The sequence below is a fragment of the Brevundimonas sp. BR2-1 genome (assembly GCF_037626195.1).
GTDB lineage: Bacteria > Pseudomonadota > Alphaproteobacteria > Caulobacterales > Caulobacteraceae > Brevundimonas.
Map to the genome: position 1 here is coordinate 477,357 of NZ_JARKMV010000002.1, position 21,473 is coordinate 498,829.

At 69.9% G+C, this 21,473-nt stretch carries 28 protein-coding genes; 9 read left to right on the forward strand and 19 right to left on the reverse strand.

All coding sequences use genetic code 11. From position 1 onward, the window contains the following. Nucleotides 1-4 precede the first annotated feature (4 nt). Genes BrevBR_RS11920 through BrevBR_RS11950 form a run of 7 tightly spaced genes read left to right on the forward strand, consistent with a single transcriptional unit; the run spans nt 5 to nt 2,938 of the window. Complete coding sequence (locus tag BrevBR_RS11920) at nt 5-316, forward strand: ArsR/SmtB family transcription factor (protein ID WP_340001077.1); 312 nt, start codon at nt 5-7, stop codon at nt 314-316. Continuing rightward, nucleotides 313-867 carry an SRPBCC family protein gene (locus BrevBR_RS11925; RefSeq protein ID WP_332638690.1) on the forward strand — a complete coding sequence of 185 codons (555 nt, stop codon included), beginning with the start codon at nt 313-315 and terminating at the stop codon, nt 865-867. Before BrevBR_RS11920 ends, BrevBR_RS11925 begins: the two co-directional genes overlap by 4 nt. Further along, nucleotides 864-1,337 carry an SRPBCC family protein gene (locus BrevBR_RS11930; protein ID WP_340001078.1) on the forward strand — a complete coding sequence of 158 codons (474 nt, stop codon included), beginning with the start codon at nt 864-866 and terminating at the stop codon, nt 1,335-1,337. Before BrevBR_RS11925 ends, BrevBR_RS11930 begins: the two co-directional genes overlap by 4 nt. Then, nucleotides 1,334-1,759, forward strand: a complete 426-nt coding sequence (locus tag BrevBR_RS11935) for an SRPBCC family protein (protein ID WP_332638692.1) — start codon at nt 1,334-1,336, stop codon at nt 1,757-1,759. The genes BrevBR_RS11930 and BrevBR_RS11935 overlap by 4 nt, the downstream gene beginning before the upstream one ends. Further along, nucleotides 1,756-2,181: a DUF1579 family protein gene (locus BrevBR_RS11940; RefSeq protein ID WP_340001079.1), complete on the forward strand. Its 426-nt coding sequence runs from the start codon at nt 1,756-1,758 to the stop codon at nt 2,179-2,181. The genes BrevBR_RS11935 and BrevBR_RS11940 overlap by 4 nt, the downstream gene beginning before the upstream one ends. Before the next feature lie 13 nt (nt 2,182-2,194). Continuing rightward, nucleotides 2,195-2,572, forward strand: a complete 378-nt coding sequence (locus tag BrevBR_RS11945) for a VOC family protein (RefSeq protein ID WP_340001080.1) — start codon at nt 2,195-2,197, stop codon at nt 2,570-2,572. Between the two features lie 15 nt (nt 2,573-2,587). Further along, on the forward strand, nt 2,588-2,938 hold the full coding sequence (locus BrevBR_RS11950; RefSeq protein ID WP_340001081.1) for an iron chaperone: 351 nt from the start codon (nt 2,588-2,590) through the stop codon (nt 2,936-2,938). Here BrevBR_RS11950 and folP read toward each other — a convergent pair. The 14 genes from folP to BrevBR_RS12020 all read right to left on the reverse strand — a co-directional run bounded on the left by folP (nt 2,935) and on the right by BrevBR_RS12020 (nt 15,533). Beyond that, the gene (folP, locus tag BrevBR_RS11955) at nt 2,935-3,729 is read right to left on the reverse strand and encodes a dihydropteroate synthase (RefSeq protein WP_340001197.1); all 795 of its coding nucleotides are present in this window, start codon (nt 3,727-3,729) and stop codon (nt 2,935-2,937) included. The two genes, BrevBR_RS11950 and folP, sit on opposite strands and share 4 nt — an antisense overlap. 74 nt (nt 3,730-3,803) lie before the next feature. Next, on the reverse strand, nt 3,804-4,109 hold the full coding sequence (locus BrevBR_RS11960) for a winged helix-turn-helix domain-containing protein (RefSeq protein WP_332638696.1): 306 nt from the start codon (nt 4,107-4,109) through the stop codon (nt 3,804-3,806). A gap of 3 nt (nt 4,110-4,112) precedes the next feature. After that, nucleotides 4,113-4,757, reverse strand: a complete 645-nt coding sequence (locus BrevBR_RS11965) for a hypothetical protein (protein ID WP_332638697.1) — start codon at nt 4,755-4,757, stop codon at nt 4,113-4,115. Between the two features lie 58 nt (nt 4,758-4,815). Continuing rightward, nucleotides 4,816-6,036 (reverse strand): acyltransferase family protein, encoded by a 1,221-nt coding sequence (locus BrevBR_RS11970; protein ID WP_340001082.1) that lies wholly within the window; start codon nt 6,034-6,036, stop codon nt 4,816-4,818. 119 nt (nt 6,037-6,155) lie between these two features. Further along, entirely contained in the window at nt 6,156-8,087 is a 1,932-nt protein-coding gene (gene ftsH, locus BrevBR_RS11975; protein ID WP_340001083.1) for an ATP-dependent zinc metalloprotease FtsH, read from the reverse strand. Between the two features lie 42 nt (nt 8,088-8,129). Beyond that, nucleotides 8,130-9,395, reverse strand: coding sequence for a tRNA lysidine(34) synthetase TilS (tilS, locus tag BrevBR_RS11980; protein WP_340001085.1), 1,266 nt, complete (start codon nt 9,393-9,395; stop codon nt 8,130-8,132). A 77-nt stretch (nt 9,396-9,472) separates the two neighbouring features. Beyond that, entirely contained in the window at nt 9,473-10,357 is an 885-nt protein-coding gene (locus tag BrevBR_RS11985) for a tol-pal system protein (protein WP_340001086.1), read from the reverse strand. Nucleotides 10,358-10,416: 59 nt separating this feature from the next. Beyond that, nucleotides 10,417-10,968 (reverse strand): peptidoglycan-associated lipoprotein Pal, encoded by a 552-nt coding sequence (gene pal / locus BrevBR_RS11990; RefSeq protein WP_332638727.1) that lies wholly within the window; start codon nt 10,966-10,968, stop codon nt 10,417-10,419. A 124-nt stretch (nt 10,969-11,092) separates the two neighbouring features. Next, a complete protein-coding gene (gene tolB / locus BrevBR_RS11995; protein WP_340001087.1) occupies nt 11,093-12,451 on the reverse strand; it encodes a Tol-Pal system beta propeller repeat protein TolB in 1,359 nt (452 codons plus the stop codon). A gap of 105 nt (nt 12,452-12,556) precedes the next feature. Beyond that, nucleotides 12,557-13,342 carry a hypothetical protein gene (locus tag BrevBR_RS12000; RefSeq protein WP_340001088.1) on the reverse strand — a complete coding sequence of 262 codons (786 nt, stop codon included), beginning with the start codon at nt 13,340-13,342 and terminating at the stop codon, nt 12,557-12,559. Nucleotides 13,343-13,346: 4 nt separating this feature from the next. Further along, the gene (locus tag BrevBR_RS12005; RefSeq protein ID WP_332638704.1) at nt 13,347-13,817 is read right to left on the reverse strand and encodes an ExbD/TolR family protein; all 471 of its coding nucleotides are present in this window, start codon (nt 13,815-13,817) and stop codon (nt 13,347-13,349) included. Between the two features lie 3 nt (nt 13,818-13,820). Next, a complete protein-coding gene (gene tolQ / locus BrevBR_RS12010; RefSeq protein WP_332638705.1) occupies nt 13,821-14,579 on the reverse strand; it encodes a protein TolQ in 759 nt (252 codons plus the stop codon). 127 nt (nt 14,580-14,706) lie between these two features. After that, nucleotides 14,707-15,156 carry a tol-pal system-associated acyl-CoA thioesterase gene (gene ybgC / locus BrevBR_RS12015; RefSeq protein WP_340001089.1) on the reverse strand — a complete coding sequence of 150 codons (450 nt, stop codon included), beginning with the start codon at nt 15,154-15,156 and terminating at the stop codon, nt 14,707-14,709. Further along, complete coding sequence (locus BrevBR_RS12020; protein WP_332638707.1) at nt 15,153-15,533, reverse strand: hypothetical protein; 381 nt, start codon at nt 15,531-15,533, stop codon at nt 15,153-15,155. Before BrevBR_RS12020 ends, ybgC begins: the two co-directional genes overlap by 4 nt. 114 nt (nt 15,534-15,647) lie before the next feature. Here BrevBR_RS12020 and BrevBR_RS12025 point away from each other — a divergent pair, with 114 nt between their 5' ends. Continuing rightward, nucleotides 15,648-17,195, forward strand: a complete 1,548-nt coding sequence (locus BrevBR_RS12025; RefSeq protein ID WP_340001090.1) for a serine hydrolase domain-containing protein — start codon at nt 15,648-15,650, stop codon at nt 17,193-17,195. On the opposite strand, the gene ruvB is transcribed toward BrevBR_RS12025, so the two are convergent. The 5 genes from ruvB to BrevBR_RS12050 form a co-directional block, all read right to left on the reverse strand. Next, entirely contained in the window at nt 17,196-18,221 is a 1,026-nt protein-coding gene (gene ruvB / locus BrevBR_RS12030) for a Holliday junction branch migration DNA helicase RuvB (RefSeq protein ID WP_332638709.1), read from the reverse strand. Nucleotides 18,222-18,365: 144 nt separating this feature from the next. After that, complete coding sequence (gene ruvA / locus BrevBR_RS12035; protein ID WP_340001091.1) at nt 18,366-18,983, reverse strand: Holliday junction branch migration protein RuvA; 618 nt, start codon at nt 18,981-18,983, stop codon at nt 18,366-18,368. Beyond that, a complete protein-coding gene (ruvC, locus tag BrevBR_RS12040) occupies nt 18,980-19,510 on the reverse strand; it encodes a crossover junction endodeoxyribonuclease RuvC (protein ID WP_332638711.1) in 531 nt (176 codons plus the stop codon). Before ruvC ends, ruvA begins: the two co-directional genes overlap by 4 nt. A 47-nt stretch (nt 19,511-19,557) precedes the next feature. Further along, nucleotides 19,558-20,244 (reverse strand): MgtC/SapB family protein, encoded by a 687-nt coding sequence (locus BrevBR_RS12045; protein WP_332638712.1) that lies wholly within the window; start codon nt 20,242-20,244, stop codon nt 19,558-19,560. An 80-nt stretch (nt 20,245-20,324) separates the two neighbouring features. Then, entirely contained in the window at nt 20,325-21,023 is a 699-nt protein-coding gene (locus BrevBR_RS12050) for an MgtC/SapB family protein (RefSeq protein WP_332638713.1), read from the reverse strand. A 240-nt stretch (nt 21,024-21,263) separates the two neighbouring features. On the opposite strand from BrevBR_RS12050, the gene BrevBR_RS12055 reads away from it, so the two are divergent. Further along, the gene (locus tag BrevBR_RS12055) at nt 21,264-21,470 is read left to right on the forward strand and encodes a hypothetical protein (RefSeq protein ID WP_332638714.1); all 207 of its coding nucleotides are present in this window, start codon (nt 21,264-21,266) and stop codon (nt 21,468-21,470) included. Nucleotides 21,471-21,473: the final 3 nt, after the last annotated feature.

Below are 21,473 nucleotides of genomic sequence, written 5' to 3' on the forward strand. Positions count from 1 at the left end.
CTTGATGCACGCCGCCCTTCAGGCCATGTCGGAACCCCACCGGATGTCGATCCTGTCGATGCTGGCTGAGGGCGAACGGCCCGCCGGAGACTTCGTCGACGCCCTGCCGATCAGCCAGCCGACGGTGTCGAAGCATCTGTCAGTGCTGCGCGAAGCCGGACTGGTGACCGTGCGCAAGGACGCCCAGCGGCGAATGTACCGCCTCAATCCCGCGCCGCTGGCCGAACTGGATATCTGGTTGGCCCGTTACCGCAGTCTGTGGGCGGGCAAACTCGACGCGCTGGAGGCGCATCTCGACAAGGAGTTCCCCCAATGACCGGGACCGCGGATTCCGTCCGGCTGGATGCGGAGGCGGGAACCTGCCGCCGAATAGAGGGCGGTTGGGAACTGCGCTTCGAGCGGCGGCTGCGCCATTCGCCCGAACGGGTGTGGAAGGCGCTGACCACCGGCGACGGTCTGGCCTGCTGGTTGGCCGAGGCCGATATCGAGGCGCGGCCGGGGGGCCGCATGGAGCTGAATTTCCGCCAGCCCGATCACGACTTCATGCCGGATGTGCCGGAAAAGCGCCGGCAGTCGAACGAGGTGCTGGTGGCCCGCCCCTTCAGCCGGTTCGAGCACACCTTCGGCGGCAATCCGGAGTCGGTCGTGTCGTGGCGGCTGGAGCCCGACGGCGACGGCACCCATCTGACGCTGATCCATCGCGTGCCGGAATCGTGGGCGGGCGCGCGCAACAATGTGCTCAGCGGCTGGCACCATCATATGGAGGGTCTGGACGACGCTGTGCGCGGCGTACGCCATCCCTGGTCGTGGGATCGCTGGTTCGCCCTGCGCGACGCCTACGCCGCCCGGCTGGAGGGCGCGGCGTGACCGCCCCGGTCGCCTCGGCCGGCATGCTGATCCGGCGTCCGGTCGCAGAGGTTTTCGAGGCCTTCGCCGATCCGGCGGTGACGTCCCGCTTCTGGTTCAGCGAGGGCAGCGGACGGCTTGAGCCCGGCGCGCGCGTTCGCTGGGACTGGAAGATGTATGGCGTCGGGACGGATGTCGTGGTCAAGGCGGTCGAGCCGGGCCGGCGGATCCTCGTCGACTGGGATGTGGACAGCGCTCCGACCGAGGTCGAATGGACCTTCGAGGCCCGCGGCGGCGAAACCTGGGTCGAGGTCTTCAATCGCGGATTTCACGGCGCGCCCGATGAACAGGTCGCCAGGGCGCTCGACTCGACCGGCGGCTTCGCCCTGGTTCTTGCGGGAGCCAAGATCTGGCTGGAACACGGGATCGAGCCGCGCTTCGTCCTGGACCGTCATCCGGACGCACGCGTGGCCGGATGGAGGGACGCATGAGCCGGGTTCGTGTCGAGAAACTCTTCCGGCACCCGCCCGAGCGGGTGTTCGACGCCTTCCTGGACCCGGCGCGAGTGGGCGAATGGCTCTACGCCACGCCATCGGGCGTGATGGAGCATGTTCTGTACGAGCCCCGGGCCGGAGGTCGGATCGAGGTCTTCGAGCGGCGCGGCGAGGAACTGGCCGAGCACCATGGCGCCTTCGTGGACATCGACCGGCCGCGCCGTATCGTCTTCGAGACCCGGTACAGCGACGACCCGCCGGTTCTGGTGACGGTCACCTTCTCGGCGCGCGGCGACGGCTGTCTGGTCGTGCTCGAACATGCCCTGCCCGCCGAATGGGCGCATTTCGTCGAGGGAGCGTCGAAGGGTTGGGCCATGATCCTCGACAATCTTGAACGGGTAACGGAGACCGGGCGATGAGCAAGGACTGGCTGGACCAGCTGGTCGGGGAATGGACCTTCGAGGGCCGCAGCGTTCCCGACAATCCGGCCCGCCGCCGAACGGGCGCGGAGACCGTCACCCGCCGGGGCGCGTGGATCGTCATCGAATCCAGCGACGGGGCCCGGTTCCAGCTCGCGCTCGACCCGGCTACCGGCAAGGTCACGGGCGATTTCGTGAACTGGGAGGATCCGCACCTGTGGACCTGTGACGGCGCCGTCGAGAACGGCCGGCTTCACATGCGCAGCCGCGGCCCCAGCTTCGATGTCGAGGGTGAGGAGACGGACTATGACGACGTTTTCGAAATCGTCTCTGCGGACGAGCGCCGCCTGACCGGCCGTCTTGTCGGTCAGGACGGGCAGTGGCGCGACTTCACCGTCACAAACTATCGCCGCAAGGCCTGAGAGGAGACGACCGATGATCACCACCGCCGCACCCTTCCTGATGTTCCAGGGCAGATGCGAAGAGGCCCTGACCTTCTATGTCCAGGCCATTCCGGGCGCCCGGATCGCGGCGCTGGACAAAAAGCCCGACGGCACGGTGGCCATGGCGCGGCTGTCGATCGCCGGGCTGGAGATCATGGCCAATGACTCCCCGCCCGTGCACGATTTCGACTTCACCCCGTCAACCTCGACCTTCCTGATCGTCGACACGGCCGAGGATGTGGACGCTCTGGCGGCCGCATTGGGCGAGGGCGGCAAACTGCTCATGCCGCCGAACAACTACGGCTTTTCGCAGCGGTTCGGCTGGGCCCAGGACCGGTTCGGCGTGTCGTGGCAGATCAACCTGCCCTGAGGTCGGAGCGCCCGCATGACGGCGAACCACGACGCCTATATCGCCGCCGCGCCGGAGGCGTTTCGCCCGATGCTGCGTCAGCTGCGCGCCGGGCTGTCGAGGGCGCTGCCGGACGCTGAAGAAGTCATCATGTACGGCATGCCCGGGTTTCGGATCGGGGACACGATCGTCGCGGGGTATGCGGCGTTCAGCAAACAGTGCGGCCTGTATGTCGATCCGGGCGCGATCGCCGCTCATGCCGACGAGATCGCTTCGCTGAAACTGAAGACGACGAAGACCGGAGTCACCTTCTCGACCAGCAAGCCCATCACGCCCGAACTGGTGGAGAAATTGGCTGTGAGTTCGCGCGGGGCAAAGGGACGCTAGGGCCCTGCGTCCGCGACTGCGGCCTGTACCTTCAGCGCCTGAACCGTCTCGCGGACGTCGTGGACGCGGATGATCGAGACGCCGCGCCGCGCCGCCTCCAGCGCCAGGGCCAGCGAACCACCGAGGCGGTCGCCGGCGTCGGTCGCGGTCGGGTCGATGGACTGGATCGTGCGTTTGCGGCTGGCCCCGTAGAGGACCGGAAAGCCGGTCGCGGTCAGCCGGTCCAGATGCGCCGTCAGCGCCAGGTTGTGGTCGGCCGTCTTGCCGAAGCCGATGCCGGGATCCAGCCAGATCCGCTCGCGCGCCACACCGGCGGCCATGACGACCCGGGCGCGGGCGAGGAGCCATTCGAAGACCTCGGGGACCACGTCGGTATAGACGGGCGCCTCCTGCATGGTGCGCGGCTGGCCCCGCATGTGCATCAGCACCACGTCGCAGCCGAGAGACGCCGCGGTCTCGAGACCGTCCGGCGCATGGCCGAGGGCGCTGACGTCGTTCCACATCGTCGCCCCGGCGGCGACGGCGGCCCGGGCGACCTGGGGCTTCATGGTGTCGATGCTGACGGGACCGTTCCAGCCGGCCAGGCGCAGGCCCTCGATGACCGGGATGGCGCGGGCGATTTCCTGATCCGCATCCACCGGCTCGGCGCCCGGCCGGGTGCTTTCGCCGCCGACGTCGAGAATGTCCGCGCCCTGCTCCGTCAGCGTCAGACCATACGCCACGGCCGCCTCGACGTCGGCCAGCCGGCCGCCGTCCGAGAAGCTGTCGGGCGTGACGTTGACGATGCCCATGACGCGCGTCTGTCCCGCCTTCGGCTTCGCTCCGAAGATCACGTCCAGCGCCCCTTCGATGAAGCCCGATCCGCTCATTCGTTCCCGCCCCCGATCAGGCCGCCGAGCGCGTCGAGATAGGCGGAGAAGGCCTTGCGGCCCTCGGCGGTGATCGACACCCGGGTCAGGGGCTTGTTGTCCTTGAAGCTCTTGTCGATGGCGACGTAACCGGCCTTTTCCAGCGTCTTCAGATGCACCGACAGATTGCCCTGGGTGGCCTCCAGCACGGTCTTCAGCTCGGTGAAGTCGGCGGCGTCGGAATCGGCCAGATAGACCATGATCCCCAGCCGCATGCGGCCGTGGATGACGTCGTCGATCCGTCCGAGATCGGCCAGACCCATGGCTCAGGCCGCCTTCGATCCGGCGCGGGCGTCGCGGTACATGACCCAGCCGGGCAGGGCGAACAGGGCGAACAGGGCGACGGTGCAGACGCCGAGGTACCACATGGGTTCACGCACCAGCACGCCCAGCGCCACGGCCGTGGCCCAGCCGCCGAGGGCCGTGGCCAGCATCCAGCCCTTCCGCCTGAGCGTCCAGGCCATGTACCAGGCCGCGGCCTGGAGGGCGAAGACGATGGCGGCGTAGTAGAGCCAGATGGCGAAGTCCTGATCCCGGTAGGCGCCGACGCCGAAGACGATAATGACGGCGGTGTTGGCCATGCCTGTGGCGCTGAAGGCGGCGTTGAGCGTGCGCGTCGCCACCGGGCCCCGGTTGGAGGCGCCGGTCTTGCGATCCTTGAGGATGGCCCAGGTCAGGATCGACAGGAAGGCGACGCTGATCCCGACGACGAAGACCAGGTTGACGAGATCGGGCCAGCGGATCAGCCCCGTCGCCTGACCGACGTGGAACAGGCACTGCAGCCCGTACAGGAGGCCGCCCGCCAGGTAGCAGATGGCCAGGGTCATGGGCGGGCGCCCGCCGCCCTCGACGATCGAGCGCATGAAGGCGAGGTCGTCCTCGGGCGAATGCAGGCGGGGCTTGGCGGGCATTACGATTCTCCGGGGCCGGCTCGTCCCTGGCGTGAACGAGCCGGCTGGTGTTGGCAAGCTATTCGGCGGGCGCGAGCGCGGGCCGGGGTTGACGGCGCCACGGGACCCGCCGGCCGTTCAGCCAGCGGCCGACGAAGGTGTGACGGACCAGCAGTTCGTAGGTCAGCAGGCTGACGGCCGTGGTTCCGCCGATGACGACGCCCAGCTTCACGAACCACGGCCAGGTCTGGTTGACCACCAGGATCTGGCCGACGATGACCAGCGGCAGGTGGACGATGTAGATCCAGTAGGAGGCGTCGGCGAGATAGCGGCGGGCGGCGCTGTATCCCGAGGCGAAGCGCAGGGCCAGCGACAGGACCGCGAAGGTCGAGGCGAAGATGGCCAGGGCCATGACCGCGGCCAGCGGCGCCTTCAGATTGGGGGCGGTCACGGGCGCCAGGTCCGGAACCGGTCCGCCGGCCATGACCAGGGCGGCCGCGCCGACGCCGAGGGCGACGACGGTGAACAGCGGCCACAGCCGCTCGATTCGGTTCAACAGGTCGCGGCGGCGGTCCAGCAGGAAGCCAAGGCCGAAGGCGGTCCCGAAGGCGGTCAGGGCGACGGGATTGGGGACCAGTCCCGTGTCCGGCGTCGGAATGCCGAAGAAGGGCGTCCAGTTCGGCGCCAGCCAGAAGGCGAGGGCCAGCGGCGCGGCCAGGACGACCGGGGTCCAGGGTCCGATCAGGACGCCGGTCACCCGGTCGACGAACCGGCCCCAGGCGCCGTTGCGATCCAGCATGGCGAAGGGCGCGCGCAGGATCAGCATGCCGGCGTAGAGGATCAGCAGGACGTACAGGAACCACAGATGCGTCAGGGGGAAGGTGGCGACCGTCAGCGGCGGCGGCGGCGGGCCGTCGGTCGGAATCGTCCCGCCGTTGCGGATGGCGGCCATCCAGATCAACCCGGCGATGATGGCGGCGAGGACCGGCGTCCAGAAGGCGGCGAGCGGTCCGGCGATGCGGATCATGCGGTCCTTGATGAAGCCGAACGTCCCGCGCCGGCCCAGCATCATGTGGGCGAACAGGCCGGCGATCAGGAAGAAGCTGGTCATCCGGAACAGGTGGATGGCGAAGAACAGGACGGCGGCGGCCGGCGAATTGTCGGTGTCGGGCACGATCCAGATGGTCACCGGAAAATAGGACATGGACGCGTGCAGCACGACGCCCAGCAGCAGGGCGGCGGCGCGCAGGGCGTCGAGGCCGTGCAGGCGGTCAGTTTGACGGACTTCAGATGACGACATGGCGCCCTCCCCTTGGTTGACGCACGCCATATCTCATAGACTAGTTTATAATGCAAACATGTTCATCAGAAAGAACCCGCCGCGGATCATTCCGGCGGCGGGTCCTGACGTTCAGCGGGTCAGTGAACCGTCTGCACCTCGACGGACGTGCCGTCCGACACCGGGGTGATCGGCACGGAGACCGAGGGGCCGACGTTGGGGAAGTTGCTCTCGTCGCGATTGGGAGCGAGGCCCTTCTCGAGCAGGTCCTTGATCTCCTGACCCGAAAGGGTTTCGTATTCGAGCAGGGCCTGGGCGAGGGTTTCCAGATCGGCGGCCTTGTCGGTCAGTATCTGTCGGGCCTCGTCCCAGCCGGCGCTGACGATGCGCTTGACCTCGGAATCGATGATCCGGGCCGTCTCTTCCGAGACGTTCTGGCTGCGCGCGACCGAGTGGCCGAGGAAGACCTCCTGCTCGTTCTCGCCATAGGCCACGGTGCCGAGGATGTCCGAGAAGCCCCACTGGGTGACCATGCGGCGGGCCAGTTTGGAGGCCTGCTGGATGTCGGAGCTGGCGCCCGAGGTGATGTTCTCCTTGCCGAAGATCAGCTCCTCGGCCACGCGGCCGCCGGCCATGATGGCGATGCGGTCGACCATCTGCTGGTACTTCATGGAATAGCGGTCGCCTTCCGGCAGTTGCATCACCATGCCCAGGGCCTGGCCGCGCGGGACGATGGTCGCCTTGTGCACCGGGTCGGCCATCTTGACGTTCATGGCCACGATGGCGTGGCCGCCCTCGTGATAGGCGGTCAGGCGGCGCTCTTCCTCGTTCATGGCCATGGATTTGCGCTCGGCGCCCATCATGACCTTGTCCTTGGCGTCCTCGAAGTCGCGGTGGGTGACCATGCGGCGGTCCTTGCGGGCCGCCATCAGGGCCGCCTCATTGACCAGATTGGCCAGGTCGGCGCCCGAGAAGCCGGGGGTTCCGCGGGCGATCGTCTTGACGTTGACGTCGGCGGCCAGCGGCACGTCCTTCATGTGGACGCGGAGGATCTTCTCGCGTCCGCTCACATCGGGATTGGGCACCACGACCTGGCGGTCGAAGCGGCCGGGACGCAGCAGGGCCGGGTCCAGCACGTCGGGCCGGTTGGTGGCCGCGATCAGGATGATGCCCTCGTTGGCCTCGAAGCCGTCCATCTCGACCAGCAGCTGGTTGAGGGTCTGCTCGCGCTCGTCATTGCCGCCGCCCAGACCGGCGCCGCGGTGACGGCCGACGGCGTCGATCTCGTCGATGAAGATGATACAGGGGGCGTTCTTCTTGGCCTGTTCGAACATGTCGCGCACGCGGCTGGCGCCGACGCCGACGAACATCTCGACGAAGTCAGAACCCGAGATCGAGAAGAAGGGCACGCCCGCCTCGCCCGCGACGGCGCGGGCCAGCAGGGTCTTGCCGGTGCCGGGAGGGCCGACCAGCAGGGCGCCCTTGGGAATCTTGCCGCCCAGCTTCTGGAACTTGCCCGGGTCCTTGAGGAAGTCGACGACCTCCTGCAGCTCCTCCTTGGCCTCGTCCACGCCGGCGACGTCGTCAAAGGTCTTGCGGCCCTTGTGCTCGGTCAGCAGCTTGGCCTTGGACTTGCCGAAACCCATGGCCCCGCGCGCCCCGCCCTGCATCTGGCGCATGATCAGCACCCACAGGCCGATGATCAGCACGAAGGGCAGCAGGCCGATCAGGGCGCTGACCCAGATCGACTGACGCGTGCTCTTGGCGTCCACCTGGGCGCCCGAGGCGGCGATGCTGTCCAGCAGGGGGCCGTTGGGCGTGGGGGTGGTGACGGTGACGACGCGGCTGTCCTTCAGGGTCGCCTTCAGCGTCTCACCGCGCGATTCGACACGCGTGATGTCGCCGGCGTCCCGCGCCTTGAGCAGGTCGGAATAGGTCATGACCTGCGGACGCTCGGCGGCGGCCTTGCCGGCGGCCGGGGCGGCGATGCCGCCCGGACGGCTGACGGCCACATAGAAGGCCATGGCGCCCAGGATGATGACGCCCCAGATGGCGAAATTGCGCAGGTTCATGCTCGTCTTGTTCCTCGGGCGCGAAACGCCCGTTCACTGATGTCAGGTCGAAAATAGGGGGTTCCGGAGCGTTTCGCCATGGAAGACGGCGCCCAGGTCCCTTTCGTGCGTCATTCGGTCCAGCGCGAGCGCCAGTCTCTCTTCGACCAGCGACCGCGCCCTCGCCGCCGTCCGTGCAAGAACCGGGGCGGCGATTTCGTTCCGGATCAGGACAGGTTCGCTGGCGCGGGCGGCGGGCGGCAGGGTCTTGAGCATGGCCCGGTCGGCGTCGGACAGGGCGGCCATGCGGCCGGCGGCGGGGACCACGGACCAGCCGGGCTCGTCGGTCGTGACGGCCCATCGTCCGTCCCAGACGACTTCAACCCCGGGCGTCAGCGGCAGGGACGGCGGCCGGCGGCGGGTCAGTTCGCCGGGTTCGCGGGTGATGCTGACGCGGTCTGCGGCTTCGATGCGGGCGCCGCAGAGGGTGGCAGTGAAGGCCTCGCCCGAGCGGAGGCGGGTCAGAAGCCCGGTCAGCCGATCGCCGCGCGGGGGTCGGTCGCCGCCGCCGGCGCAGACGAGGACGGCGGCGAGGGTTCGGGCGTCCGTCCCTCGACCGACCTCGAATGATCCCTCTCCTGTTGGGAGAGGGCTTGAGCGCACGGCGGCGGAGCCGTCGTTCTGGCGCGAAAGGGTGAGGGTCGGATGTCCGGGGGCGGCTTCGCCGCTCAACCGGTCGCCCCTCATCCGGCCCTTCGGGCCACCTTCTCCCACAGGGAGAAGGGATGAGCGTGCGCGACTGCGGGCGTATTCCGGGTCGTCATTGGCCGGGTCGTCGATCCACGCCGCCCCGCGCGCCGCCAGCCAGTCGCGCACCTCGGCCCGGCCCGCATCCAGCATGGGACGCAGCAGCAGCAGCCCCCTTCCCTCCGGCCAGGCCGGGGACGGGCCCCAGTCGCGCAGCCGGCCGAGCGTGGAGCCTTCGTCCCGCATGACCTCGCCCTCGGCGATGTCGTCGGCGGTGTGGGCGAGCAGGACGACGCGAGCTCCGGCCTCGCGCGCCGCATCCGCGATCAGGGCGTGGCGAGCGCGGCGCGCGGCGGCGGGCAGGCCGGTGGAGGGTTTCGGGCCTGTCCAGTGCAGACCGCGCCAGTCGGCGCCGGCGTCACGGGCGGCCTGTCCGGCGAAGGCGGTCCACGCGGCGCTGTCGGGGCTCAGGCCGTGATCGACGGTCAGGGCCAGCAGCCGACGGCCATTCTCCCGCGCCCAGCCGGCGGCGACATGCAGCAGGGCGATGGAGTCTCCGCCCCCGGACAGGGCCAGGGCCACGGGATGACCGGCGTTGCGCTCCAGCCGGGCGGACAGGCGGTCCCTGACCGGCGCGGTCCAGTCCTCAGGCGTCGGGGTCAGCCCGGCCGCCGGGCTGCCGCGGGGGCCGCGCAGCCGATGCGGGTGCGGGTCTCGGCCGCGCGGGTGCGCACCGCCGGAGTGGCCGCCTCGGCGTAGCGGCGCGCGAACTCGGTCAGGGCGGTGCAGGCCTGGGTCTTGCGGTCGGTGGCGTTCAGCGCATTGGCCAGCTCCAGCGTCGTCGCCGGGGCCCAGCCCGCGGTGGGCCAGCCGCGCAGGGCGGCGGCGTAGGCCGAGACGGCGCCGGCGTGGTCGCCCGCCGAGACGCGCAGGTCGCCCAGACGGCTGTTGGCCTCGGCCGCCTGGGGGGTGTCGGGCCAGGCGAGGACGACGGTCTGCAGGGCGCGGTCGCCGCGGGCCGGATCGCTGGCGGCCAGACGCGCGGCGGCGGTCAGGTCGCGGGCGGCGTCGCCGGTGGGCGAGGTCGTCGGAATGGGGGCGTTCAGCTCGGCCTCGCGGGCGGCGGCGGCCTCCATCGCCCGGATGCGGCCCTCGGCGTCGCGGACGCGGGTGCTCAGCGCGGCGTTGTCGCGGGTGGATTCGTCGAGCTGGAAGGTCAGGCGTTCGAGATCGCCGTTCACGCGCTGGACCGTGGCTTCCATGTCGGCGAGTCGGCGGTCCATCAGGCCGACGCGGCCCTGAAGCGCCACGACCTCGGGGTCCGGCTCGATGATGACGGGCTGGCCGGCGGCGTTGCGCTGGGTCACGGCGCGCTCGAGACGGCGGACGTTGCGGTCCAGCTGGTCCAGCCGGCGCTTGTCCCACTGGATCGGCTCCAGCGGCGCGGTCTGGGCCACGACGGTCGTGGTCCCGGCGATCAGGATCACGCCGAGGACCGAGACCAGGGCGTTGCGGGTGCGGAGGGCGGCGGGCAGCTTCAGCATGTCTTCAGTCGTCCCAGGGTCTCCGCCCCGCCGCGCGTGCGACGGGGCGGAGGATCGTGTCAGCGCGTGGCGCCGGAGACGATGGCGGTGTGGGCGTTGCGGTTGCGGGCGAAGGCTTCCTCGGTCGAGCCGGCGGCGATCGGACGCTCCTTGCCGTAGCTGATGGTGTCGATACGGCCGGCGTTGACGCCGCGCTCGACCAGATAGGTGCGGACCGATTCAGCGCGGCGGGCGCCGAGAGCCAGGTTGTATTCGCGGGTGCCGCGTTCATCGGCGTTGCCCTCGATGCGGACGGTCACGTTCGGATAGCGCTGCAGCCAGGCGACCTGGGCGTCCATGCGCGGATAGACCTCCGGACGCAGCTGATAGCTGTCGAGGTCGAAATAGACCCGGTCGCCGACATTGACGACGAAGTCCTGTTCCGAGCCCGGCGCGGGCGCGCCGACGGCGCCGCCGCTGATCGGCGGGCTGTTGTCAGTGTACTGTTCGTTGCCGGCGGGCGGGACGGTTTCGCCGGCGGCGGATTCGGCGGGCCGGCGCGGGGTGCAGGCGGCGATGGCGGTTACGGCCAGGCCGACGGCGGCCAGACGGACCAGGGTCGAGGGCTTCATCATCGGATCGTCTCCTTGGGTGAGGCCGCGGCCTCCAGCTTGGCTATAAAAGGTTGCTACTGAGGCGCCAGCGGTTTCGCCAGTGACGATAACGCCGGAATGAGCCGAATGGCTCCGCTTGGGGTCAGGTGGGGCAGCCGTCCGGGCCGCCGCCGCCGAGGTTGGAGGGCTGTTCGTCCAGCAGGGGCGACCACGCCGGGTCGGAACCGCGGCCGCTGTAGCCGGCCTGGGACACCACGCGGCCGGACAGGTCGACGGTCCACAGCCGGGTGTCGCCGCCCGGGCTCTGGCGCGCGAACATGATGTAGCGGCCATTCGGGGCCCAGGACGGGCCCTCCTCGAAATAGCTGGACGACAGGATGCGCTCGCCCGAGCCGTCGGGGCGCATGACGCCGGTCGAGAACCGGCCCCCACCCTGTTTGGTGAAGGCGATCAGGTCGCCGCGCGGGCTCCAGTTCGGGGCGGTGTACAGGCCGCCGCCCCGGGCGATGGCGCGCTGGCCCGAGCCGTCGGCGCGCATGACGTACAGGCGGGCGCTGCCCGAGCGGTCCGAGGTGAAGACGATCTGGCTGTTGTCGGGGCTGAAGGAGGGCGAGGTGTCGATGCCGGGGTCGGTGGTCAGGCGCCGCGTCTGGCGGCTGGACAGGTCCATCACATAGACGTCGGTATTGCCGCCCCGGATGATCGAGAAGGCCATCTTCGACCCGTCGTTCGAGAAGCGCGGGGCCAGAACCTGACCGTCGAACTCGCCAAGGCTTTCGCGGCGGCCGGTCGACAGGTTGTACAGATAGATGCGGCTGTAATCCTTGCCCAGCGCCACATAGGTGATCTCGTTGGGGTCGCTGAGCGAGAAGCGCGGCGACATGATGATCTCGTCGCCCTGGGTCAGATAGACGGGGTTGAACCCGTCCTGATCCGAGATGGCGAGGCGCGACAGGCGGTTCAGCTGGGTGCCGCTTTCCGAAACGAAGACGACGCGGCTGTCGAACAGGCCGGTCTCGCCGGTCATGCGCTGATAGATCAGGTCGGCGATCTTGTGGCCGATGCGGCGCCACTGCTCGGGCGTGGCGGTGAACTGGTACGAGGCCAGCTGGCACTGGCGATAGGGATCGTACAGGCGGAAGCCGAAGTCGTTGCGGCCGTCGGGCCGGGGCGTGACCGCGCCGTACAGCACCGCCTGGGCGCCGATCGAGGTCCACTGCGGGAAGTTGGGGGCGTTGGCCAGGGTCAGGCCGGTCTCGACGAAGCTGGCCGGGTCCATGGGCTCGAAATAGCCCGAGCGGCGCAGGTCGGCGCGGATGACGTTGCCGAGGTCGGAGCCGTTCTGACCGTCGAAATTGACCACGGCGATCTGCAGCGGGCGCAGCACGCCCTGATCGATCTCGACCTCGACCGGGTCTTGCGGAGGCGGGGTCTGGGCCGTGACCGAGGTCGCCGTCATCGCCACGAGGGCGACGCTCGCCAGAAGTCGGTTCAGTCGCATCAGGGGCTCCCGCAGTTCAGACCTACGCCGGTCCTTATCGCCAGACCGTGCGCATAAGGCCAGCATGGCCGTGATTGGGGCGACTTTCAGGCCCTGTCACGCTTCTCAGCGATTGGCGCAGGCGCGTTCGGTGATGAAGGTCGGACGGAAGGGCCCGCCCGGGAAGCCTTCCGGCACGTCGAAGGGCGCGGTCTGGCGAATCGCCCGCACCGCACTGTCAGCCGCGGCGCGCCAGACGGGGTCCGACCGGGCGCCGATCAGGGTCGGGCCGGACGTGATCCGGCCGCGCGCGTCGAGGGTGACGTCCATCTGGATTCGCAGGTCGCGCGCCCCGGGAATGTCGCAGGGCAGGATCCAGTTCGGATAGACCTGGTTGAAGATGGCGGTGATCTGCGGACCGGTCGCCCGGGGCGCCGCGCCCTGCCCCTGCTGGCCCGTGGCGGGACGCGTGCCGGGACGCGTGGCCGGACGCGGCGGGCCGGCGAGGGCGTCGAGGTCCAGGGTTTCCTCGCGGCGCGGCGGGGTCGGACGGGGCGGCGTTGGCCGGGGCGGCTGGGTGCGCGGCGGCGTCGGACGCGGCGGCGTGGTCTTCTTCACCGGCGTGGGGGTGGGGAGCGGCGGCGGAACGGGTTTGGGCTCGGGCGGGGCAGGAACGGGCTCGGGCGGAGGGGCGACGGGCGCGGTGGCGGCGTCCTCAGTGACCAGCTCCTCGCTGGGATTGTCGGCGGCGGCGGCCGCGATCACCACGTCGGACACGATCGAGACCGGCACGGCGCTGGCGATCGGGCGCGGCGCAGCCTTGGGCGCGAACAGGCCGATGGCCAGCACGGCGGCGATGACGCCCCCATGGACCAGGACCGAGCCGATGAGAGCCGCGCCGGGCCGTTCCAAGGCGTCAGCCCTCCCCGCCTGATCCTGAGGATTGGGCCGAGGTGTCGGTGATCAGGTTCATTTTCGTGAAGCCGGCGCCCGACAGCCGCGCCATGACCCGCGCCACGGCCTGATACGGCGCGCGGCCGTCGGCGCGGACGAAGACGGGCTTGTCGCGCGCGCCCTCGCCGCCTTCCTGGGCCACGGCCAGGACCAGACGATCCCACGGCACCTCGCTCTCGGCGACGAAGATGGCGCCGTCGCGGTCGATGGAGACGACCACCGGCTCCTGATTGGTCTCGACGGCGCTGGCCTCGGTCTTGGGAAGTTCGACCTCGACCCCGGTCGTCAGCAGGGGCGCCGAGATCATGAAGATGATCAGCAGCACCAGCATGACGTCGACCAGCGGCGTCACGTTGATCTCGCTCAGCGGCCGCTTGCGCGCCCGTCTGCGGCCCCGGACGTGTCCGCCTCCGCCGCCTCCGGCCAGAGCCATGGCTCAGAGCTCCCGACGGCTGTAATCGCCTGCAGGAGGCGTGGTGACCGGCGGCGACGACGCCGCGGTCGAACCGCCCAGACGGCGCGCCACGGCGGCCTGCAGGTCGTCGGCGAAGCTTTCCAGCCGGCCCGTGAACTTGCCGGCGTCGATCGAGAATTTGTTGTAGGCGATATAGGCCGGGATGGCTGCGGCGAGGCCCAGGGCCGTGGCGAACAGGGCCTCGGAAATCGCCGGGGCCACCGTCGAAAGATTGGTGTTGCCGGACAGGGCGATGGCCCCGAAGGCGTTCATGATGCCCCAGACGGTGCCGAACAGGCCGATGAAGGGCGAGGACGTCGCCACCACCGACAGGACGCCCAGACCGTTCTCGACCCGCTGACCCTCGCGGGCGATCAGGCTGTCCAGAGCGCGGTCGATGCGCGACATCAGCAGGTTGGCGTGGTTCTCGGTCAGCGGACCGCGCGTGCGGGCCTCGCGCCAGTCGGCCAGGGCGATGACCAGCATGCGCGGCAGGGGATGGGTGGGGTTCGGCCCCGCCTGGGCGGCGACCTCTTCCAGCGACCGGCCCGAGCCGACGGCCTGTTCGAAACTGTCCGCCTGACGGTTCAGCGCCGAGAACCGCACGGCCTTGTCGATGATCACGGCCCAGGACCAGAGCGAGGCGACCGCCAGTCCCAGCATGATGGCCTGAACGACGATGTCGGCCGTCAGGAACAGGGTCACGGGGTTGATCATCGAGGCTTCAGCGGCGGTGGTCATCGGAATCCTTCCGTCTGTCCGTCCCTGTGCACCGGACGGGCGTGGCGGTTGTGTGGCGAATTGCTCCGGGTCTAGCGGGGTGTGGCGGCGGCGTCACCCGTCTACACCCGCCGGGCGGTGAAAACGGCTACGCTTCGCGCGCCAGCCAGGGCCCGACCTTTTCGACCAGGGCCCGCGTCGGCCGGCGGGGCCGGCCGTCCATATGGATGCAGACCACCTCGACATCGGCCCGGCAAAGCACGTCGTCGCCGCGGGTGACGGCCTGCGAGATCAGCAGGCGCGGCCCCTTCACCGCGTCATAGTGGGTGCGCACGATCAGGGCGTCGTCGATCCGCGCGGGCTTGAGGAAGTTCAGCTGCATCTTCGTGACCACGAAGGCCATGGGCTGGTCGCCGTCCAGCAGGTCAGCATGGCCGATCCCCATCAGCCGCAGGCAGTCGGACCGCCCGCGCTCGAAATAGCGGACGTAGTTGGCGTGATAGACCAGACCGGTGAAGTCGGTGTCCTCGTAATAGACCCGGACCGGCAGGCGGTGTTCGCGCCCCTGGAAACGGCCGGTCGTGGGCAGGTCGGTCATGGGACGGCCACGAGCGTCGGCGGCTTGGGCAGGTTCGGGCAGTCGGCGCGCAGCATGGCCTGGAATTCGGTCGCCAGGGGGTCGTCGCTCATCATGATCCGGTTGGGCCGCGAGATGAAACTGTACGCCGCGCTCTCGCCGCGCCGCCCGACATAGCCGCAGACGACCCGGCCGCGCCCTTCGTCCAGCAGGCGGATTTCGGCGGTCCGGCCCAGCTGTTCGCGGGCCTGACGCAGCACCCGGCGCTCCGGGGCCTCCTCGGTGAAGCCGGGGCGCGACGCCTCGATCGCCTTCCACAGGATCACCGCGCCCAGCAGCAGCACCGCCGCGCCCAGCACCGCGATCAGCCGCTCGGTTCGGATCACCCTTCGCGCCATGCCGTCTCCTTCGGCCGCGACCATGCCGGGGTTCGGCGCGCAGGTGAAGCCCGCCGGCGGATTGGCCGTCGCTCCGCCCGATGCTAGGTCTCGATCACAATCCGGGAGGGGATCATGCGACGCAACGCTCTGATCATGACGGTTCTGCTCATGGGAGCGGGGGCCGCGCCGCCGGTTCAGGCGCAGACGCCGCCCGTGACGGCCGCCGCCGCCACGCCGGCCAGCCTTCACGAGGCGATCCCCGTCATCGACGCCGCCTTCGACCGCTGGCAGGCCAACGCCCATGCGCCCGGGCTGGTGTATGGCGTCGTCCAGAACGGCGAGATCATCCATCTGCGGGCGACGGGCGTGAAGACCGTCGACGGCGCCCCCGTGACGCCCGACACCCTGTTCCGCATCGCCTCCATGTCCAAGGCCTTCACCGCCCTGGCGATCCTGAAGCTGCGCGACGAGGGCAGGCTGTCGCTGGACGCCCTGGCCGAGACCTATGTGCCGGAACTGGCGGACTGGACCTATCCGACCGCCGATTCCCCGCGCATCCGGGTTCGCGACCTGCTGAACCACACGGGCGGCTTCGTCACGGACGATCCGTGGGGCGACCGCCAGCAGGTCCTGACCGAGGCGGAGTTCACGCGGATGCTGGAGGACGGCGTGCCCTTCACCCGCGCGCCGCAGACGGCGTTCGAATATTCGAACTTCGGCTACGCCCTGCTGGGGCGGATCGTCACCAACGTCTCGGGCCGGCCCTACAATGACTATATCGAGGCCGAGATCATGCGGCCGCTGGGCATGACCTCCAGCGGCTATGACGTCTTCGCCGCGCCGCAGGATCGCCGCGCGCTGGGCTATCGCTGGGAGAACGACGCCTGGTCGCGCGAGCCCGACATGCGGCACGGCGTGTTCGGATCGATGGGCGGGGTACAGACCAGCGCCGAGGACTATGCCCGCTGGATCGCCTTCCTGCTGTCGGCCTGGCCCGCCCGCGACGATCCCGAGACGGGTCCGGTGCGCCGTTCCACGGTGCGCGAAATGGCCCAGGGCTCGAACTTCGTCCAGCCGCGCGGCGGGACCGGGGCCGACGGCCAGCCCTGCGCGAACGCCAGCGCCTACGGGATGGGACTTCAGTCCGGAGTCGACTGCAATCTGGGCGTCTATCTGGCGCACGGGGGCGGCTATCCCGGCTATGGCTCCTTCATGATCCTGATGCCCGAACGGGGAACGGGGCTGTTCGCCTTCGCCAACCGGACCTACGCCGGGCCGGCGGGGCCGCTGTTCGACGCGGCGGCCACCCTGGTCCGCGCGGGCGTCGCCCCCGTCCGCCCGACCGCTGCGAGCGCTATCCTGACCGAACGCTATGCCGATGTCGGCCGTATCTGGGCCGCCGGGGATGTCGGTGTCGCGAACGACCGGCTGGCGATGAATTTCCTCATGGACCGATCGGTGGAGAACTGGCGCACGGTGCTGGGCCAGTTGAAGACCGACGCGGGGGCTTGTGCGACGGACGCACCGATCACCCCGACGGGCGGCCTGTCCGGAACCTATCGCTGGACCTGCGACAAGGGCGTGGTCGAGGGGCGGCTTCTGCTGGCGCCGACGACGCCGACAGCCATCCAGGCGCTGAATTTCCGCTTCACGCCGACGCCGGCGCCGGCCGCGCAATAGTCAGTCGAACAGGGCCGCCTGTCCGGTCCCGGCCGGTTTCGGCGGTTCGGTCAGGCCGAGGTGGGCGTAGGCCCTGGCGCAGGCCATGCGGCCGCGCGGGGTGCGCTGGATGAAGCCCTGCTGCAGCAGATAGGGTTCGATCACGTCCTCGACCGCGTCGCGCGCCTCGGCAATGGCGGCGGCGAGGGTGTCCATGCCGACGGGCCCGCCGCCGTAGTTCTCGATCAGGGCCTTGAGGAAGCGGCGGTCGTTGGCGTCCAGGCCGGCCTCGTCGACCTCCAGCCGCGCCAGCGCCCGCGCCGCCGACAGCCTGTCGATCTTTCCCTCCCCGGCGAAGTCGCGCACCCGGCGCAGCAGCCGGCCGGCCACGCGCGGCGTGCCGCGCGAGCGGCTGGCGATCTCGCCCGCGCCCTCGTCGTCGATGGCCACGCCCATCTTGCGCGCCGCCCCGGTGATGACCCGCACCAGTTCGTCGGGCGTGTAGAACTCCAGCCGCAGCGGAATGCCGAACCGGTCGCGCAGCGGCGTGGCCAGCAGGCCCGCGCGCGTGGTCGCCCCGACCAGGGTGAAGGGGGCCAGATCGATCCGCACCGACCGGGCCGAGGGGCCCTCGCCGATGATCAGGTCCAGCACATGGTCTTCCATGGCCGGGTACAGGATTTCCTCGACCGTGGGGGCAAGACGGTGGATCTCGTCGATGAACAGCACGTCGCGCGGTTCGAGATTGGTCAGGATGGCGGCCAGATCCCCTGCCTTGGCCAGGATCGGCCCGGAAGTGGCGCGGAAGCCGACGCCCAGTTCTCGCGCGACGATCTGCGCCAGGGTCGTCTTGCCCAGTCCGGGCGGGCCGAACAGCAGGACGTGGTCCAGCGCCTCGCCCCGGCCGCGGGCGGCGTCGATGAAGACCTTCAGATTGCCCCTGGCCTGCTCCTGTCCGACGAACTCGGACAGGGTCTGCGGCCGCAGGGCGCGATCGTGAACCTCGCCGGGGACGGGGGCGCCGGAGACGATGCGGTCGTCAGACATTGGAACACCCGCTCATCCCGGCGAATGCCGGGACCCAGATGGCGAACGATAGCGGGGGAACAGACATCGCGGCGGGCCAATCCCGGCCCTTCGGGCTTGGGATCCGGGTCCCGGCATTCGCCGGGATGAGCGGTATGAGAGACCTCACCGCCCCAGCTCCTGCAGGGCGGCGCGGATCACCGCGGACAGTTCGGCGTCCTCGCCGAGGCGGATCAGGGCCTGGTCGACGGCGCGGCGCGCGTTGACCTCGGCCACGCCCAGACCGATCAGGGCTGAAACGGCCTCGCCCGTGACGCTGGGAACCGGGGGTGCCGCCTCGGCGTGGACGCCGGAAGCGGTCGGGGTGAAGGAGACGTCGCCCAGCGGCTTGCCCTTCAGCTCGGTGACGATGCGCAGCGCCAGCTTGGGGCCGACGCCGTTGGCCCGGGCCACCGCCGCCTTGTCCTCGCGCGCCACCGCCGCCGCCAGATCGCCGGGCGGCAGGACGTCCAGCACGCTGAGCGCCGCCTTGGGGCCGACCCCCTGGATGCCGTTGAGGGTCAGGAAGGCCCGGCGCTCGTCCCGGGTGAGGAAGCCGTACAGCCGCGGACCGCTCTCGGCGTTGAAGGTGGATTCGACCTGCAGGGTCGCCTCGTCACCCGGGGCCGGCAGGCGCTGCAGGGTGCGCGCGCCGCAGAACACCACATAGCCGACGCCCGAACAGTCGATCAGGCAGTGGTCCGACTCGACCTCGGCCAGCACGCCCCGGAGACGGCCGATCATGCCGCCCCCCGCAGGGCGGTGAGCAGGGCCCGCTTGCGCAACTGGGCGTGGGTGATGGCGACGGCCAGGGCGTCGGCGGCGTCAGCCTTCACCTCGCCGGCGGAGGGCAGCAGCCGCTTCACCATGAAGGCGATCTGGCTCTTGTCGGCGTGGCCGGCCCCGACCACCGCCTTCTTGATCAGGTTCGGCGAATACTCGGCCACCGGCAGGCCGCAGCGCGCGGGGGCCAGCATGACGGCCGCGCGGGCGTGGCCCAGCTTCAGGGTCGACGAGGGGTTCATGTTGACGAACACCTCCTCGATCGCCGCCTCGTCGCAGCCGTGGGAGGCGCAGACCTCACCGACGGCCTCGAGCAGAAACAGCAGCCGTTCGCTGAACGGGGCGGCCTCGGGCGGGCTGATCACCCCATGCGCGACCCAGCGCAGACGCGACCCCTCGGCGACGACCACGCCCCAACCGGTGCGGCGAAGGCCGGGGTCAAGGCCGAGGATGCGGGTCGCCCCATCTGGAATCAAGGTGTTCGTCATTCGTTCCATTCATGCCTCAAACGAGGTTGACGAACAATGACCGGCCGTCATTCCTCGCGGGGCAGGATGGAAAAGCCCGCCATGCCGTCCTCGGCGCTGAGCTGGGCCACCAGGCGGTCGATGTCGATGGGGACGTGCCCCTTGACCTTGAGATGGTGCTCATGAATGGCGCCGTCGTGGCTCATCACGTGACCGAGGCGGACCACCTTTACCCCGTTGCCGCGCAGCAGGTCACGGACCGCCATGCCGCTGGGCGCCTGGCCCCGCTTCCAGCGCAGGACCACGTCCATCACCCCGACGTGGGGCAGTTTGGCGTCCAGCAGGCGAAGCACCGCCAGCACGGCCAGGGTCGCGCCGGAGCCGATCAGCGCCAGGTCCAGCATGCCGACGCCGAAAAGCACCCCGATCGCCGAAGTGACCCACAGCGACGCCGCCGTGGTCAGACCGTGAACCGAGAAGCCCTCGCGGAAGATGACCCCGGCGCAGAGGAAGCCGATGCCGGTCAGCAGGCCGTGCGACATCCGGGTCGGATCAATCACCACGGTCTGGCCGGGCAGGGCTGCGAAGGCCCAGGTCGCCTGATGCATGGCCGCCAGCATCAGCAGGCAGGAGGTCAGACACACCAGGATATGCGTGCGAAATCCCGCCGGATGCCCGTGGTAGGTGCGCTCAATGCCGATCAGCCCCCCGGCTGTCATGGCCGCCGCGACGGGCCAGACCAGATCCCAGTTCATGTGTGTAAATCGCTCCGCAAACTGACGAATCTTCAACCTAGTCCCGGCCGCGGCCCGCGATCAAGCCGATGCGAACGCCGTCAGTCGTTGCGGGGATCCAGTTTGTAGGCCGTAACGCCCTCGACGCCGCGCAGCCGTGCGGCGAGATCCTTCAACGCGGCCTCGCCGTCCAGCTTCATACTGAAGCTGCGGCGCACGCTGTCGCCCCCGTCGATCAGTTCGAACCGGTCGGCCCGGCGCGCTTCGTCAACGCCCTCCAGCACCGCTTCGATCCGGCCCTCGGCGTCAGGATCCGCTCGCCGCCAGACGATCTCCGCATCCACCACCGACTTTTTCGGCAGCTTCATATCGACCAGCCTCAGCACCACCAGTATCGCGCACGTCAGCACCGTGCCCGTGGCCCCCAGCAGGAACAGCCCCGCCCCGAACAGCAGCCCCAGAGCCGAGGTGATCCACAACGAGGCCGCCGTGGTCAGTCCGTGGATCGAGAAGCCGGACCGGAAGATCACGCCGGCGCACAGGAAGCCAATGCCCGTCAGGACGCCGTGCGCCATCCGGGTCGGGTCGCTGACGATCTGGGTCCCCTCCAGCGGCGCGAACCGCCAGACGCCCTGCGACACCGCCGCCTCCATCAGCAGGGCCGAGGCCAGACAGACCAGGATGTGGGTGCGGAAGCCGGCGGCCCTGCCGCGCCATTCGCGCTCGAACCCGATCAGCCCGCCGGCCAGGACGGCGGCCAGCAGAGGCAGGGCGAAGCCGGGCAGATGGGTGATGTCCATCCTGCGGCAACGGTCAGGCCTGCCCCGCTGTTCCGCCCCGGCGTTCCGCGCTGGCCTCGGTCGAGGACAGCGGCCTGAACGAGCGCATCCGCGTGCGCTCGCTCTATGAGGGCCGGGACTTTCTGTTCGGCCTGCTCAAGGCCTGCGCCTCGACGCCTTGAGGCGCGTGGGGAACCGGCGCGGCGCGCATGGCGTTAAGGGCCGATGCGGCCCGCGTTCGCCGCTTCACAGGAGGGGGCGATGCACGGCCCGACCAACCGGTGTCTCGACGTCGAGAATTTCTCGGCCCTGAAGGCCGAGGTGCTGCGCGCCGCGGTCGAACTGTCCGACGATCAGTTGCTCGATCTCACCGACGCCCTGCACGTCGTGCTCCGTTTCCGCCGTCCCGGCCGGCCGATACGTCATCCCGACGGCTGGGTCACAGACGAGCTTCGCAGCTTCGCCTGACCG

What these genes read in the sequence shown, in the direction of transcription:
- BrevBR_RS11920 (WP_340001077.1), top strand. Translation starts at nt 5, where the DNA reads ATGCACGCCGCCCTTCAGGCCATGTCGGAACCCCACCGGATGTCGATC.
- BrevBR_RS11925 (WP_332638690.1), top strand. Translation starts at nt 313, where the DNA reads ATGACCGGGACCGCGGATTCCGTCCGGCTGGATGCGGAGGCGGGAACC.
- BrevBR_RS11935 (WP_332638692.1), top strand. Translation starts at nt 1,334, where the DNA reads ATGAGCCGGGTTCGTGTCGAGAAACTCTTCCGGCACCCGCCCGAGCGG.
- BrevBR_RS11940 (WP_340001079.1), top strand. Translation starts at nt 1,756, where the DNA reads ATGAGCAAGGACTGGCTGGACCAGCTGGTCGGGGAATGGACCTTCGAG.
- BrevBR_RS11945 (WP_340001080.1), top strand. Translation starts at nt 2,195, where the DNA reads ATGATCACCACCGCCGCACCCTTCCTGATGTTCCAGGGCAGATGCGAA.
- BrevBR_RS11950 (WP_340001081.1), top strand. Translation starts at nt 2,588, where the DNA reads ATGACGGCGAACCACGACGCCTATATCGCCGCCGCGCCGGAGGCGTTT.
- folP (WP_340001197.1), bottom strand. Translation starts at nt 3,729, where the DNA reads ATGGGCATCGTCAACGTCACGCCCGACAGCTTCTCGGACGGCGGCCGG.
- BrevBR_RS11960 (WP_332638696.1), bottom strand. Translation starts at nt 4,109, where the DNA reads ATGGGTCTGGCCGATCTCGGACGGATCGACGACGTCATCCACGGCCGC.
- BrevBR_RS11965 (WP_332638697.1), bottom strand. Translation starts at nt 4,757, where the DNA reads ATGCCCGCCAAGCCCCGCCTGCATTCGCCCGAGGACGACCTCGCCTTC.
- BrevBR_RS11970 (WP_340001082.1), bottom strand. Translation starts at nt 6,036, where the DNA reads ATGTCGTCATCTGAAGTCCGTCAAACTGACCGCCTGCACGGCCTCGAC.
- ftsH (WP_340001083.1), bottom strand. Translation starts at nt 8,087, where the DNA reads ATGAACCTGCGCAATTTCGCCATCTGGGGCGTCATCATCCTGGGCGCC.
- BrevBR_RS11985 (WP_340001086.1), bottom strand. Translation starts at nt 10,357, where the DNA reads ATGCTGAAGCTGCCCGCCGCCCTCCGCACCCGCAACGCCCTGGTCTCG.
- pal (WP_332638727.1), bottom strand. Translation starts at nt 10,968, where the DNA reads ATGAAGCCCTCGACCCTGGTCCGTCTGGCCGCCGTCGGCCTGGCCGTA.
- tolB (WP_340001087.1), bottom strand. Translation starts at nt 12,451, where the DNA reads ATGCGACTGAACCGACTTCTGGCGAGCGTCGCCCTCGTGGCGATGACG.
- BrevBR_RS12005 (WP_332638704.1), bottom strand. Translation starts at nt 13,817, where the DNA reads ATGGCTCTGGCCGGAGGCGGCGGAGGCGGACACGTCCGGGGCCGCAGA.
- tolQ (WP_332638705.1), bottom strand. Translation starts at nt 14,579, where the DNA reads ATGACCACCGCCGCTGAAGCCTCGATGATCAACCCCGTGACCCTGTTC.
- ybgC (WP_340001089.1), bottom strand. Translation starts at nt 15,156, where the DNA reads ATGACCGACCTGCCCACGACCGGCCGTTTCCAGGGGCGCGAACACCGC.
- BrevBR_RS12020 (WP_332638707.1), bottom strand. Translation starts at nt 15,533, where the DNA reads ATGGCGCGAAGGGTGATCCGAACCGAGCGGCTGATCGCGGTGCTGGGC.
- BrevBR_RS12025 (WP_340001090.1), top strand. Translation starts at nt 15,648, where the DNA reads ATGCGACGCAACGCTCTGATCATGACGGTTCTGCTCATGGGAGCGGGG.
- ruvB (WP_332638709.1), bottom strand. Translation starts at nt 18,221, where the DNA reads ATGTCTGACGACCGCATCGTCTCCGGCGCCCCCGTCCCCGGCGAGGTT.
- ruvA (WP_340001091.1), bottom strand. Translation starts at nt 18,983, where the DNA reads ATGATCGGCCGTCTCCGGGGCGTGCTGGCCGAGGTCGAGTCGGACCAC.
- ruvC (WP_332638711.1), bottom strand. Translation starts at nt 19,510, where the DNA reads ATGACGAACACCTTGATTCCAGATGGGGCGACCCGCATCCTCGGCCTT.
- BrevBR_RS12045 (WP_332638712.1), bottom strand. Translation starts at nt 20,244, where the DNA reads ATGAACTGGGATCTGGTCTGGCCCGTCGCGGCGGCCATGACAGCCGGG.
- BrevBR_RS12050 (WP_332638713.1), bottom strand. Translation starts at nt 21,023, where the DNA reads ATGGACATCACCCATCTGCCCGGCTTCGCCCTGCCTCTGCTGGCCGCC.
- BrevBR_RS12055 (WP_332638714.1), top strand. Translation starts at nt 21,264, where the DNA reads ATGCACGGCCCGACCAACCGGTGTCTCGACGTCGAGAATTTCTCGGCC.